9 protein-coding genes are annotated in these 13,756 nt (G+C 70.2%); all 9 read right to left on the bottom strand.

The features are described 5' to 3' along the window. Window positions 1–93 precede the first annotated feature (93 nt). The 9 genes from mmsB to QRY02_RS11245 all read right to left on the bottom strand — a co-directional run bounded on the left by mmsB (window position 94) and on the right by QRY02_RS11245 (window position 13,751). Window positions 94–1,314: a multiple monosaccharide ABC transporter permease gene (mmsB, locus tag QRY02_RS11285; protein WP_285991467.1), complete on the bottom strand. Its 1,221-nt coding sequence runs from the start codon at window positions 1,312–1,314 to the stop codon at window positions 94–96. Beyond that, the gene (mmsA, locus tag QRY02_RS11280; protein WP_285991466.1) at window positions 1,311–2,831 is read right to left on the bottom strand and encodes a multiple monosaccharide ABC transporter ATP-binding protein; all 1,521 of its coding nucleotides are present in this window, start codon (window positions 2,829–2,831) and stop codon (window positions 1,311–1,313) included. The genes mmsB and mmsA overlap by 4 nt, the downstream gene beginning before the upstream one ends. Next, window positions 2,828–3,931, bottom strand: coding sequence for a multiple monosaccharide ABC transporter substrate-binding protein (gene chvE, locus QRY02_RS11275; protein ID WP_285991465.1), 1,104 nt, complete (start codon window positions 3,929–3,931; stop codon window positions 2,828–2,830). The genes mmsA and chvE overlap by 4 nt, the downstream gene beginning before the upstream one ends. 17 nt (window positions 3,932–3,948) lie before the next feature. Beyond that, entirely contained in the window at window positions 3,949–5,457 is a 1,509-nt protein-coding gene (araA, locus tag QRY02_RS11270) for an L-arabinose isomerase (protein WP_285991464.1), read from the bottom strand. Between the two features lie 17 nt (window positions 5,458–5,474). Continuing rightward, window positions 5,475–6,152, bottom strand: a complete 678-nt coding sequence (locus QRY02_RS11265; RefSeq protein WP_086850157.1) for an L-ribulose-5-phosphate 4-epimerase — start codon at window positions 6,150–6,152, stop codon at window positions 5,475–5,477. Then, window positions 6,152–7,789, bottom strand: a complete 1,638-nt coding sequence (gene araB / locus QRY02_RS11260) for a ribulokinase (RefSeq protein ID WP_285991463.1) — start codon at window positions 7,787–7,789, stop codon at window positions 6,152–6,154. The genes QRY02_RS11265 and araB overlap by 1 nt, the downstream gene beginning before the upstream one ends. A 70-nt stretch (window positions 7,790–7,859) precedes the next feature. Continuing rightward, entirely contained in the window at window positions 7,860–11,678 is a 3,819-nt protein-coding gene (locus QRY02_RS11255; protein WP_285991462.1) for an alpha-L-arabinofuranosidase family protein, read from the bottom strand. A gap of 55 nt (window positions 11,679–11,733) precedes the next feature. Continuing rightward, window positions 11,734–12,717, bottom strand: a complete 984-nt coding sequence (gene yjfF / locus QRY02_RS11250; RefSeq protein WP_285991461.1) for a galactofuranose ABC transporter, permease protein YjfF — start codon at window positions 12,715–12,717, stop codon at window positions 11,734–11,736. Beyond that, entirely contained in the window at window positions 12,714–13,751 is a 1,038-nt protein-coding gene (locus tag QRY02_RS11245; RefSeq protein ID WP_285993816.1) for an ABC transporter permease, read from the bottom strand. Before QRY02_RS11245 ends, yjfF begins: the two co-directional genes overlap by 4 nt. Window positions 13,752–13,756 lie beyond the last annotated feature (5 nt).

Raw genomic sequence — 13,756 nt, 5'->3', positions numbered from 1 at the left:
GACTTCGAAACCGCGTTCCGACGAAGGTATTCACCCACACGAAGAGGGGGCCTTTCCCGCACCCGGGAAAGGCCCCCTCCGACGGCACCCGGCTCAGGAAGCCGCGCGCCGCTTCGTCCAGATGTCGTAGGCCACCGCGGCCAGCAGCACGACACCCTTGACCAGCATCACCCGCTCGCTCGGGGCGCCGATCAGCGACATGCCGTTGTTGATCACCGCCATGATCAGGCCACCGGTGATCGCGCCGACCACCTTGCCGACGCCGCCCTGGACGGCCGCGCCGCCGATGAACGCCGCCGCGATCGCGTCGAGCTCGAAGTTGACGCCCGCCGTCGGGCCCGCCTGGTTGAGCCGGCCGGCGAAGATGATCCCCGCCAGCGCGGCCAGCACGCCCATGTTGACGAAGATCCAGAACGTCACCTGCTTGACCTTGACGCCCGAGAGCGTCGCGGCCTGCAGGTTGCCGCCCACGGCGTAGATGTGCCGGCCGAACACCGACTTCCCGGCCACCAGCGAGTAGCCGAGCACCAGCACCGCCAGCAGGATGAGCACCCACGGCAGGTTCTTGAACCGCGCCAGCTGCACGACCAGCGCGAGCACCATCACCGCGATCCCGGCGATCTTGAGCACGAACACCGGGAAGGGATCGACGTCCTGGCCGTAGCCCATCCGTCCCGCCCGCTTCCGCCACTGCGTGAACACGATCCCGGCCACCGCGGCGACGCCGGCGAGCAGCGACACCAGGTCGGCCCCGCCGAGCGGGCCGAGGCCGATGTTGCCCAGGTAGCCGGAGGTGAAGCCGTTGGAGAGCGTGCGGATCGCGTCCGGGAACGGGCCGATGCCCTGGTTGCCCAGCACCGTCAGGGTCAGGGCCCGGAACGCCAGCATGCCGGCCAGCGTCACGATGAACGCCGGGATGCCGAAGTAGGCGACCCAGTAGCCCTGCCACGCGCCGATCGCCGCGCCGACGACGAGGGTGATCAGCACCGCCAGGAACCACGGCACGTGCGAGTTCACCATCAGCACCGCCGACACCGCGCCGGTCATCGCGACGACCGACCCGGCGGACAGGTCGATGTGCCCGGAGATGATCACCAGGATCATCCCGATCGCGAGGATCAGCACGTAGCTGTTCTGCACGATGATGTTGGAGATGTTCTGCGGCTCCAGCAGCGCGCCACCGGTGAGCACCTCGAACAGCACCACGATCAGCGCGAACGCGACGTAGATGCCGCTCTGGCGCGGGTTGATCGAGATCCTCCGCTTGGAGCGCTCAACCGGGGGCACGGCGGGCCGCGCTTCGGTCGTGGTCATTCCCGTTCCTTAGTCATGTACTGCATCAGCAGTTCCTGAGTGGCTTCTTCGCGCTTGGCCTCGCCGGTGATCCGGCCCGCCGAGAGCGCGTAGATCCGGTCGCAGAGCCCGAGCAGCTCCGGCAGCTCGGAGGAGATGACCAGGACGGCCTTCCCCTGGGCGGCCAGCTCGTTGATGATCGTGTAGATCTCGAACTTCGCGCCCACGTCGATGCCGCGGGTCGGCTCGTCCAGGATCAGCACGTCCGGATCGGTGAAGATCCACTTGGCCAGCACGACCTTCTGCTGGTTGCCGCCGGAGAGCTTCCCGGTCACGCTCTGCACGCTCGGTGCCTTGATCCGCAGGTCACGGCGGTATCGGTTGGCGGTGTCGTGCTCGGCGTGCTCGTTGACCCAGCCGCGCTTGGCCAGCTTGCCCAGCCCGGCCGCGGACACGTTGCGCTGGATGTCCTCGATCAGGTTGAGCCCGTAGCGCTTCCGGTCCTCGGTGGCGTAGGCGATGCCGTGGCGGACGGCCTCCTGCACCGACCGGACCTCGATCTCCTTGCCGTGCTTGAGGATCCGCCCGGAGATGTCCTTGCCCCACGACCGGCCGAACACGCTCATCGCGAGTTCGGTGCGGCCCGCGCCCATCAGCCCGGCCAGGCCGACGATCTCCCCGCGCCGCAGCGAAAGCGACGCGCGGTCGACCACGACCCGCCCGGCCTGGGTGGGGCTGTGCACGGTCCAGTCCTCGATCCGCAGCACCTCTTCGCCGATCTCCGGCTCCCGCGGCGGGAACCGGTGCTCGAGGTCACGGCCGACCATCCCGGTGATGATGCGCTCTTCGGTCAGCCCCGCCGCGTCGAGCGTTTCGATCGTCTTGCCGTCACGCAGGATCGTGACGGTGTCGGCGATCGCCGTCACCTCGCCGAGCTTGTGCGAGATGATCACGCAGGTGACGCCCTCGTCCCGCAGCCCGCGCAGCAGGTCGAGCAGGTGGGCCGAGTCGTCGTCGTTGAGCGCCGCGGTGGGCTCGTCGAGGATCAGCAGCTTGACCTCTTTGGACAGTGCCTTGGCGATCTCGACGAGCTGCTGCTTGCCGACACCGAGTTCCTGCACCGCCCGCGTGGGGTTTTCGGCGAGGCCGACGCGCTTGAGCAGCGCGCCGGCCTCGTGGTTGGTGCGGTTCCAGTCGACCCAGCCGCGCTTGGCCTGTTCGTTGCCGAGGAAGATGTTCTCCGCGATCGACAACTGGCCGCACAGCGCGAGCTCCTGGTGGATGATCACGATCCCGCGCCGTTCGCTGTCGCGCACCGACCCGAACTCGCACCGCTGCCCGTCGAAGGTGATCTCGCCGTCGTACGTCCCGTGGGGGTAGACGCCCGAGAGCACCTTCATCAGGGTGGACTTCCCGGCGCCGTTCTCCCCGCAGATCGCGTGGATTTCCCCGCGGCGCACGGAAAGAGTGACGTCCGACAGCGCCTTGACCCCGGGGAAGGTCTTGGTGATCCCGCGCATGCCGAGCAGTTCGGTCATTTCAGCTGACCTGCCGTGTAGTAGCCCGAGTCGACGAGTTCCTTCTGGTAGTTGGCCTTGTCCACGGTGACCGGCTGCAGCAGGAAGGACGGGACGACCTTCTTGCCGTTGTCGTAGTCCTTCGTGTTGTTGACCTCGGGCTTGCCGCCCTTGAGCACCGCGTCGGCCATCTTCACCGTGGTGTCGGCGAGGATGCGGGTGTCCTTGAAGATCGTCGAGTACTGCTCACCGGCGATGATGGACTTGACCGAGGCGACCTCGGCGTCCTGCCCGGTGACGATCGGGTACGGCTGGCCGGCGGTGCCGTAGCCGTTGCTCTTCAGCGCCGACAGGATGCCGATCGACAGGCCGTCGTACGGCGAGAGCACGCCCTGGACCTTCGCGCCACCGGTGTAGGTCTTGGTGAGCAGGTCCTCCATGCGCCGCTGCGCGGTGGCCGGGTCCCAGCGCAGGATGGCCGCGCGGGCGAAGTCGGTCTGGCCGCTCTTGACGACCAGCTTGCCGCTGTCCATCAGGGGCTTGAGGACGGACATCGCGCCGTTGAAGAAGAAGGTCGCGTTGTTGTCGTCCGGGGACCCGGCGAACAGCTCGACGTTGAACGGGCCCGCACCGTCACCCAGGCCCTTGACCAGCGAGTTCGCCTGCTCGACACCGACCTTGAAGTTGTCGAAGGTGGCGTAGTAGTCGACGTTCGGTGAATTGCGGATCAGCCGGTCGTAGGCGATGACCGGGATCTTCTTGTCGGCCGCCTCCTGCAGCTGGGTGGTGATGGCGGTGCCGTCGATCGAGGCGATGACCAGGACCTTGGCGCCCTTGGTGATCTGGTTCTCGATCTGGTTCACCTGGGTGGGGATGTCGTTCTCGGCGTACTGGAGGTCGACCTTGTAGCCGAGCTTCTCCAGGGCGGCCTTGATGTTGTCGCCGTCGTGGATCCAGCGTTCCGACGACTTGGTCGGCATGGTGACGCCGACCAGGGCGCCCGCCGCGCTGGCGCCGGGAGCCGCGGTCTGGTCCGCGGTCTTCTGGCTCGAGCCGCACGCCGACAGCGTGAGCACGAGCCCCGCGGCGGCGACCGCCGCGATTCCTCTGGTGAACTTCATCGTTCTTTCTTCCTTTCTCAGAAGCCCTGAGCGAGCCGGTGGTAAGCCTGGTTCCAGCGGATGCGGTCGGCGAAGTCGTGCGGCGTCGTGTCCTTGTCGATGACGAGGAGTTCGACGCCGAGCAGGTTCGCGAAGTCACGCAGGGTCTCGGTGCCCACGGCCTGGGTGAGCACGGTGTGGTGCGGGCCGCCCGCGGTGATCCACGACTCCGCGGAAGTCGCCAGCGACGGCGCCGGCTCCCAGACCGCCCGGGCGACCGGCAGGTTCGGCAGCGGCTCGTCCGGCGCGACGACGTCGATCTCGTTGGCCACCAGCCGGAACCGGTCGCCGAGGTCGACCAGGCCGAGGACGACACCGGGGCCGGGCGCGGCGTCGAAGACCAGCCGGACCGGGTCCTCGCGGCCGCCGATGCCCAGCGCGTGGATCTCGCAGGACGGCTTGGCGGCGGCGATGCTCGGGCAGACCTCCAGCATGTGGGCGCCGAGGATCTTCGGCTTGCCCGGCCCGAAGTGGTAGGTGTAGTCCTCCATGAACGACGTGCCGCGGGTCTTGCCCACGCCCATCGCCTTGACCGCGGCGAGCAGCGCCGAGGTCTTCCAGTCGCCCTCGCCGCCGAAGCCGTAGCCGTCGGCCATCAGGCGCTGCACCGCGAGGCCGGGCAGCTGCCGCAGTCCGCCGAGGTCCTCGAAGTTCGTGGTGAAGGCACCGAACCCGCCGTCGGTGAGGAACTTCCGCATCCCGGCTTCGATGCGGGCGGCGTACTGCAGCGACTCGTGCCGCGCTCCCCCGGCCGCCAGCTCCGGCACAACGTTGTATTCCTCGGCGTAGCGCTGCACCAGCGCGTCCACAGAGTCCTTTTCGGACACCTGGTCGACCAGCTCGACGAGGTCGTTGACGCCGTAAGTGTTGACCGAGACGCCGAACCGCAGTTCGGCCTCGACCTTGTCGCCCTCGGTGACGGCGACGTCGCGCATGTTGTCGCCGAACCGGGCCAGCCGCAGGTTCCGCAGGTGGTCGGCGCCGATCGCGGCCCGCGCCCACGCGTCGATCCGGGCGACGACGACCGGGTCGGACACGTGCCCGGCGACGGTCTTGCGCGGCACGCCGAGGCGGGTCTGGATGAACCCGAACTCCCGGTCGCCGTGCGCGGCCTGGTTGAGGTTCATGAAGTCCATGTCGATGGTGGACCACGGGAGCGCCTCGTTGAGCTGCGTGTGCAGGTGCAGCAGCGGCTTGCGCAGCGCGTCGAGCCCGGTGATCCACATCTTCGCGGGCGAGAAGGTGTGCATCCACGCGATCACGCCGACGCAGGCGGCGTCGGCGTTGGCCTCCTGCAGCACGCGGCGGATCGACGCGGCCTCGGTCAGCACCGGCTTGCCGACGATCTCGGCCGGGAGCGCGCCGGAGGCGGTCAGCAGCTGCTGGATGCGCAGCGACTGGCCGGCGACCTGCTCGAGGGTCTCCTCGCCGTAGAGGGCCTGGCTGCCGGTGAGGAACCAGAGCTGGGGTTTCGATGCCGAAGTCATCGTTCTCCTTGGGAAGATCAGTGCTGGCCGTAGACGTTCTGGTACCGGGCGTAGAGCCGGTCGACGTCCTCGGGCGGGAGGGGTTCGGGCGTGCCGAGCTCGAAGGCCTTGTGGACGGTGCGGGCCACGTCCTCGACCATCACCGCGGCCTTGACCGCGTCGCGCGCGGTGCGGCCGACGGTGAACGGGCCGTGGTTGCGCATCAGCACCGCGGGCGAGCGGCTCGAGCGAAGCGTTTCGACGATGCCGCGGCCGATGGAGTCGTCGCCGATCAGGGCGAACGGCCCGATGGGGATCTCCCCGCCGAACTCGTCGGCGATCATCGTCAGCACGCACGGGATCGGCTCGCCGCGGGCCGCCCACGCCGTGGCGTAGGTCGAGTGGGTGTGCACGACACCGCCGATCTCCGGCATGTGCCGGTAGACGTAGGCGTGCGCGGCGGTGTCGGACGACGGCGCGAGGTCGCCTTCGACGAGCTCGCCGTGCAGGTCGGTGACGACCATGGTGTCCGCGGACAGGTTGTCGTAGGACACGCCCGAGGGCTTGATGACCAGCAGGTCCCGGCCCGGGACCCGCGCGGAGACGTTGCCCGCGGTCCAGATGACCAGCTCGTTGCGGGTCAGCTCGCCGTGCAGCTTCGCGACCGTCTCCCGGAGTTCGGCGACGGTGTCGAGCACTTCACCGGTCAGCGACATCAGGACCGTCCTTTCGCGACATCGCGGCGGCGGGCCGCCAGGCGGTGCATGACATCGTTGCCGCCACGGCCGAAGTAGTCGTGCAGCTGCGTGTATTCGGCGTACAGCTCGTCGTAGGCGACGACGTGCGCGGGCACCGGCCGGTACACCGCGCGGTCGACCGAGCCCATCGCGGCGGCGGCCGCGCGGATGTCCGGGTGGGCCCCGGCGGCGACGGCCGCGTGGATGGCCGAGCCGAGCGCGGGTCCCTGCGCCGAGCCGATCACCGACAGCGGGAGGTTGGTGACGTCGGCGTAGATCTGCATGAGCAGCGCGTTCTTCGCCAGCCCGCCCGCGATGATCAGCTCGGTGACCGGGACGCCGGCCGCGTTGAACGTTTCGATGATCTTCCGGGTGCCGAAGGCGGTGGCCTCCAGCAGGGCGCGGTAGGTGTCCTGGGGACGGGTGGCGAGCGTCTGCCCGACGATCACGCCGGACAGCTCGTGGTCGACCAGCACCGACCGGTTGCCGCTGTGCCAGTCCAGCGCGATCAGGCCGTGTTCGCCGATCTCCTGCTGGGCGGCCAGCCGGGTGAGGTGCTCGTGCCCCTCGTAGGACGCCGGCACGCCGTGCTCGACGAACCAGCCGAAGATGTCGCCGACGCCGCTCTGGCCGGCCTCGTACCCCCACAGGCCGGGCACGATGCCGCCTTCGACGACGCCGCACATGCCGGGGACCTCGCGCAGCTCGGCGCCGTTCATCACGTGGCAGGTCGAGGTGCCCATGATCGCCACCATCTGCCCGGGCTCGACGGCCTGGGCGGCGGGCGCGCTGACGTGCGCGTCGACGTTGCCGACGGCGACCGCGATGCCCTCGGGCAGCCCGGTCCAGGCCGCGGCTTCCGCGGTCAGCGACCCGGCGCGGGAGCCCAGCTGGCCCAGCGGGTGCTCCAGCTTGTCGGCCACGAAGGACTCGAAGCCGGGGGCGAGCTCGCGGAGGAAGTCGCGGCTGGGGTACTGGCCGTCCTGGAGGATGCCCTTGTAGCCGGCCGTGCAGGCGTTGCGGACGTAGGTGCCGGCGAGCTGCCAGACGATCCAGTCGGCCGCCTCCACCCAGTGCCGCATCGCGGCGTAGACCTCGGGTGCTTCTTCGAACAGCTCCAGGGCCTTGGCGAACTCCCACTCCGAGGAGATCAGCCCGCCGTAGCGCGGAAGCCACTTCTCGCCGCGGGCGCGGGCCAGGTCGTTGATCCGCACGGCCTGCGGCTGCGCCGAGTGGTGCTTCCAGAGCTTCACGTACGCGTGCGGGTTGCCTTCGAACTCGGGCAGTTCGCACAGTGGCGTCCCGTCCGCGGTCGTCGGCACCATCGTGCACGCGGTGAAGTCGGTGGCGATGCCGACGACGTCGGCCGCGTCGACGCCGGCGTCCCGCAGCGCCGCCGGGACGGCGTTGCGCAGCACCCCGACGTAGTCCGCCGGCACCTGCAGCGCCCATTCCGGCGGCAGCGCGCGGCCCGTGGCGGGCAGCGTCTCGTCGAGCACCCCGTGCGGGTACTCGAAGACGCCGGAGCCGAGTTCGGCCCCGTCAGCCACGCGCACGACCACCGCGCGGCCCGACAGCGTGCCGAAGTCGACGCCGACGGTGAGTGGTTCTCCCACGGTGTCTTCCCTCCTGGTTGGTGACCGGGACGCGGCGCGGGCGGCGGTGAACGCGCCGCGCCCCGGGGTCTTAGCGGCCGGTGAGCACCAGTGTCGTCACCGAGTTGGCCGGCAACGTCAGCTTCGACGTCGCGGCCAGGCCGGTGATCTCCCTGGCCTGCGGCACGATGGCGGTCGGCGCGGCGAGGCTGTTGCGCCCCGCCGGGTCGCCGGTGAGCGTGGTGAGCGTGCCGGTGCCGTCGACGGCGGTGACGCCGGTGAGCGCCAGCCGTGCGGTCTGCACCTGCCCGGTCGGGTTGACGAGTTTGACCGTGAAGGTCTTCCTTCCGCTCTTCGTGGTCACGTTGACCACCTGCCGCAGGGGGCTGCCCTGGTTGAGGCGGCTGGTGACGATCTGCTTGCCGAGGGTGCTGGAGAACATCTGCTGCACCCAGTACGACGGCGAGCCGTAGCTGCTCCCGGCGTCGAGCCCGATCAGGTTGACCGGCCAGTTGGCCTGGTTCTCGTGCACCAGCACCGGCGCGTACATCGAGCCGATGACGATGTCGCTGTTGCGTTCCAGCCCGGTGAGGAAGGCGGCCTCGCCGATGGCGGCGGCCAGGGTGCCGGTGGGCCGGCCGTCCTGGGCGCCGTACTCGCCGACGAGGATGTCCGGCCCGCTGCGGTCGGCGGTGTCGTAGCGGGTCGAGTTGTCGGTGAACCACTGCGGCGACTGGTAGTAGTGGTCGTCCGCGGCGTCCGGGCGCACCCCGGTCGACGTGCTCGACGCGGCCCCGCCCTGCAGGCCGCCGGTGGTGGCGATGACGGTCAGCTGCGGGTACTTCGCCTTGATGGCGTTGTTCATGTCGGTGAAGCGCCAGGCGTAGCTGCCCGAGCCGTCGAACCAGTCCTCGTTGCCGACCTCGACGTAGTGCAGGTCGAACGGCGCCGGGTGCCCGTCGGCGATCCGCTTGGCGCCCCACGTCGTCGAGGCGTCGCCGATGGCGTACTCGATCTCGTCGAGGGCTTCCCGGACGTAGGCCGGGTAGTCGGCCTGGTCGACGTGCTGGCCGTTGAGGGTGTAGCCGGCGAACAGGGCCAGGAGCGGCTGGGCGCCGATGTCCTCGGCGAGCTTCAGGTAGTCGAGGATGCCGAAGCCGTCGGTGGACCAGTAGCCCCACGCGGTGTTCTGGTGGCCGGGCCGCTGTTCGAGCGGGCCGATGGTGTTCTTCCAGGCGAACCGCGTGTCGAGCGTGTTGCCCTCGAGGTAGTTGCCACCGGGGACGCGGAAGAGGCCGAGCTTCATCGCCGCGAGCTTCTGCCCGAGGTCGGCGCGGACGCCGTTGGGCCGGTTCTTGAAGGTCGGCGGGAACAGCGACACCTGCTGGAACCAGGCGTCCCCGCTCAGCGCCTTCTTCCCCTTGTTGACCAGGGACACGACGATCCGGTTGTCGGTGGACGCGGTGATCGTCGACGGCGTCGTGAAGCTGAACGTCTGCTGCGCCCAGGCCGGGCCGACCGGCTGGAGGTCCTTGCTCGCCAGCACCGTGCCGTCCGGCTTCTCCAGGCTGACCCGGACGCCGCCGGTCCAGGTGCCCTTGGCGAAGAAGCTGCCGGTGTACTTGGTCGACGGCTTGGCGGCGACGCCGTAGAAGCCGACGTTCGCGGTGGCCACCCGGCCGGCGGCCGGGACCGCGTCGGCGTGCAGCTTGAGCGAGCGGTCGAGCGCGGTGTTCAGCGGGTTCGCGGTGTCGACCGAGTAGGCACCGGTCGCGCCCGCCGAGGTGACCAGCGACCAGTACGGCACCGGCGTGTCGCCCGCGCCGCTGCCGGGCTGGTAGCCCTCCTTGAAGGTGCGGTTGCGGACGAGCTCGGCGTAGAGCCCGCCTTCGACCGAGTGGCTGATGTCTTCGAGGATCGAGCCGTAGGTGGTCGGCCGGGTGTTGGCGCGCACGACGTTGGCGTCGACGGCCAGCTGGTTGGCCCCGGCCAGGGTGCCGATCTGGGCCGCGGTGAGCGGGAAGCGGCGCAGTTCGACCTCGTCGACGGCCCCGGTGAAGCCGGAGCCGACGGTGAACGGCGCCGCCGCGGTGCCCGAAGCCGGGCAGGCGGAGACGTCGAGGGTCGTCCCGGTGGGCGTCCCGCAGGTGCTGGTGACCGCGGCCGCGTCGCCGTCGGCGTAGACGGTGAGCCGCTGGGCGGCGCGGTCGAGGACGAGGGCGGCGTGGTGCCAGTTGCCGTCGGCGAGCCCGCCGCCGTTCGTGGTCACCTGGATCGTGCCGACGCGGGCGGTGAGCTTGCCGCCGGTCACGCCGAGCGCGTAGCCGTCACCGTGGTCGACGAGCGTGCCCGACGCGGTGGTGCGGAACCAGGCGGCCAGCGACAGCGAGCCGGTGCCGGTGTCGAACGCGGGCGAGCTGCCCATGTCCACAGTGGACTTGCCGTCGAGCTGGACGGCCTTGCCCGAGGCTCCGGCGGTCCACGTGGCACCCTTCAGCGTGCCGTCGGCGGCGTTCGCCGAAGCGTCGCGGGCCACCGTGCCGGTGCCTTCGTCGAAGTGCCACGAGCCGCTCGCGGCCAGCGCCGCGACGGCGGACGCGGTCAGCGGCGTCGGGTACGCGCGGACGTCGTCGATGCCGCCGGCGAACCAGTCGGCGGGGCCGCCGGCCCACTTGCCGCGGCCGATCTCCAGGTGCCCGGCCGCGGTCCACGGCGTGGTGAACGGGACGCTCTGCTGGAAGGTTCCGTTGACGTACAGGGAAAGCGTGCCGGCGGCCCGGTTGTAGACGCCGGCGACGTGCTGCCACTGGTCGGCCTGCGCGGGCAGCGTCGACACCGCGGAGGATGACGGGGTGTCGCCGTCGCCCGCGCGGCGGGTGAAGGCGAACCGGCCGTCGGCGGCGCGCTGGAGGTAGAAGCCGCTGATCGCCGAGCCGTCGACGCTCACGGCCGTCCGGAAGCCGGTGGCCGCGCCGGGCTTGACCCACGCCGACACCGAGAAGCTCTGCGCGGTGTCCACGACCGGAGCCGGGACGTCGACCGCGGCGTCGGTGCCGTTCAAGGCGACGCCGTGCGGGCCGACGACCCCGTCGCCCCAGGCCGCGCCGCCGGTCAGGGTGGCGGTGCGCGCGTCGAGGGAGTCGTCCGCCGTGGTCGTGCCGGTGCCCTCGTCGAGACCCCAGTGCCCGGCGATGGTGAGCCGGGCCGCGTCGGCGGCGCTCAGCGGGCCCGAGTAGGCGCGGACGTCGTCGATCGCGCCGTCGACGAAGTCCACCGGGTTGCCGCCGTACTTGCCGCGGCCGATCACCAGGTGCCCGGTGCCCGCCCACGCGGTGGGCGCGGCGACGGTGGCCTGGCGCGTGCCGTCGACGTACAGCGACAGCGTCGACGCGGCCGCGTCGAACACGCCGGTGAGCTGGTACCACTGGCCGGCGACGGGGTCGAAGTTCGCCGACGCCACCACGCCGTCGGCCGGGGCGTCCCCGGCCAGGCGGGTGAAGGCGAACCGGCGGGAGTCGTCGCGGAACTGCAGGAAGAAGTTGCTGACCTGGGTGCCGTCGACACTGACGAACGTCTGGAACCCGGACGTCTTGTCCAGCTTGACCCAGCTGCTCACGGAGAAGCTCTTGGTCGTGTCGAGCACCGGCGCACCCGCGTCGGCGAAGCCATTGGCGCCGTCGGTCGTCAGTGCCCCGCCCCGGATGCCCGGGCCCCAGCCCGCGCCGCCGTTCAGCGTCGCCGGGTGGCTGCCCGCCGTGTCGGCGGCGGTCGTCCCGCTGCCGTCGTCGAACGCCCAGTGCCCGGCCAGGGTGGCGTCGGCCGAAGCGGCCGGAGCCACCGCCACCGGAACGCCGGCGCACAGCGCCAAGGCGGCGAGCACGGCCATGGGCCGCCGCAGTCTGCGGAGCATGACTCTCCCTTGAGTGTGAGCGCTCACATGGTCCACCCGGCCGGCGGACCGGGTGTCAGCGGGTCCGTCTGGTGACGAGGCGTTGCAGGACGATGAAGACGAACAGCAGGGCTCCGGTGATGATCGAGGTCCACCAGGAGTTGAGGGTGCCGTCGAAGGTGATCAGCGTCTGGATGATGCCGAGCACCATGATCCCCAGCACGGTCCCCAGCACGTACCCGGAGCCGCCGGTGAGGATGGTGCCGCCGATGACGACCGCGGCGATCGCCGTCAGTTCCAGGCCGACGCCGTTGAGCGGGTCGCCCGAGGACTTGTAGAGCACCAGCAGCAGCCCGCCGAGCGCCGAGCAGACCCCGCTGATCGTGTACACCGCGATCTTGGTGCGGCCCGTCTTGAGGCCCATCAGCATCGCCGACTGGGCGTTGCCGCCGATCGAGTACACCGTGCGCCCGAACCGGGTGAAGGCCAGGACGTAGGCCGCGGCGGCCACGACGACCAGGGAGACCACCACGCTGATCGAGATGTGCAGCTCGCCGCCGAGCGGGATCTGCGTCTGGGCCAGGGTGGCGATCGTCGCGTTGTCGATCGAGTAGGCCTCCGTGGTGATCGTGTAGCAGACGCCGCGCGCGAAGAACATCCCGATCAGCGTCGCGATGAACGGCTGGATCTCGAAGAAGTGGATCAGCGCGCCCATCCCGGCGCCCAGCAGCGCGCCGACGACCAGCACCACGGCGATCGCCGCGTACGCCGGCCAGCCGTGCTTCTGCAGCAGGTCGCCCGAGATCACGGTGGACAGCGCGACCACCGACCCGACGGACAGGTCGATACCGCCGGTGAGGATCACGAACGTCATACCGACGGCGACCACGAGCAGGAAGGCGTTGTTGATGAACAGGTCGAGGACGACCTGCCCGGAACCGAACGCCTCGTAGCTCGACGCACCGAAGATGTACGCCCCGATCAGCAACGCCATCGTCGCCAGGATCGGCAGGTGCCGCTGCTGCGGGCGGTAGCCCTTGACGCGGGCGAGGGTGGTCATGCGGTGACCTCCACCTTCTCCGGAGCGGATGTGGGTGCCGGCTGTCCCGGCGGGGTGGCCCGGCGGCGCCGGAGCTTCCGGCGGAACGCGGGCGACTGCAGGAGGCACACCGCCAGCACGACCAGGGCCTTGAACAGCATGATCGACTCGGGCGGGATGCCGAGGGCGTAGACGGTGGTGGTGAGTGTCTGGATGAGCAGCGCGCCGATCACCGAGCCGCCGAGGGAGAACCGGCCGCCGGTCAGCTGGGTGCCGCCGACGACGACGGCGAGGATCGCGTCGAGTTCGATGAACAGGCCGGCGTGGTTGCCGTCGGCGCTGTGCACGTTCGCGCTGATCATCAGCCCGGCGATGCCGGCGCACAGGGCGCAGAAGACGTAGACGAGCCAGGTCAGCCGGGCCGAGCGCAGGCCGGCCAGGCGGCTGGCTTCGGGGTTGCCGCCGACGGCCTCGACGAGCAGGCCGAGCGCGGACCGGCGGACGAGCACCGACGCCAGCACGAACACCGCCAGCGCGATGAGGATGGCGGCGGGCAGGGTGAACAGGAACCCGCTGCCGATCCACTCGAAGGAGTGGGAGTTGACGGTGATGATCTGCCCGTCGGTGATCAGCTGCGCGATGCCCCGGCCGGCGACCATGAGGATCAGCGTCGCGATGATCGGCTGGATGCCCAGTGCCGCGACGAGCCAGCCGTTCCACACCCCGAGCACCAGCGACAGGCCCAGCGCGAGACCGAACGCGATCAGCGTGGTGCCGACCCCGTCCGGGTTGTCGCTGACCCAGAGGCATGCGAGCGCACCGCTGATCGCCACGACCGAGCCGACCGAGAGGTCGATGCCGCGGGTGGCGATCACCAGCGTCATGCCGATCGCGATGAGGATCAGCGGGGCGCCGTTCTTGAGGATGTCGACGAGGTTCCCGTAGAGGTGCCCGTCGCGCAGCTCGATCTTGAAGAACGACGGGCTCGCGATCAGGTCGCCCACCAACAGCACCAGCAAGGCCACCACGGGCCAGAAGAGCCGGTGTTTCGTCATGCTTT

This window comes from Amycolatopsis sp. DG1A-15b (assembly GCF_030285645.1).
Taxonomy (GTDB): Bacteria; Actinomycetota; Actinomycetes; order Mycobacteriales; family Pseudonocardiaceae; genus Amycolatopsis.
Note: the sequence above shows the minus strand (reverse complement) of the source record. Positions and strands in the feature narration are given on the sequence as shown.

Coding starts and splice junctions, on each gene's coding strand:
- mmsB (WP_285991467.1), bottom strand. CDS start 1,314: ATGACCACGACCGAAGCGCGGCCCGCCGTGCCCCCGGTTGAGCGCTCC.
- mmsA (WP_285991466.1), bottom strand. CDS start 2,831: ATGACCGAACTGCTCGGCATGCGCGGGATCACCAAGACCTTCCCCGGG.
- chvE (WP_285991465.1), bottom strand. CDS start 3,931: ATGAAGTTCACCAGAGGAATCGCGGCGGTCGCCGCCGCGGGGCTCGTG.
- araA (WP_285991464.1), bottom strand. CDS start 5,457: ATGACTTCGGCATCGAAACCCCAGCTCTGGTTCCTCACCGGCAGCCAG.
- QRY02_RS11265 (WP_086850157.1), bottom strand. CDS start 6,152: ATGTCGCTGACCGGTGAAGTGCTCGACACCGTCGCCGAACTCCGGGAG.
- QRY02_RS11255 (WP_285991462.1), bottom strand. CDS start 11,678: ATGCTCCGCAGACTGCGGCGGCCCATGGCCGTGCTCGCCGCCTTGGCG.
- yjfF (WP_285991461.1), bottom strand. CDS start 12,717: ATGACCACCCTCGCCCGCGTCAAGGGCTACCGCCCGCAGCAGCGGCAC.
- QRY02_RS11245 (WP_285993816.1), bottom strand. CDS start 13,751: ATGACGAAACACCGGCTCTTCTGGCCCGTGGTGGCCTTGCTGGTGCTG.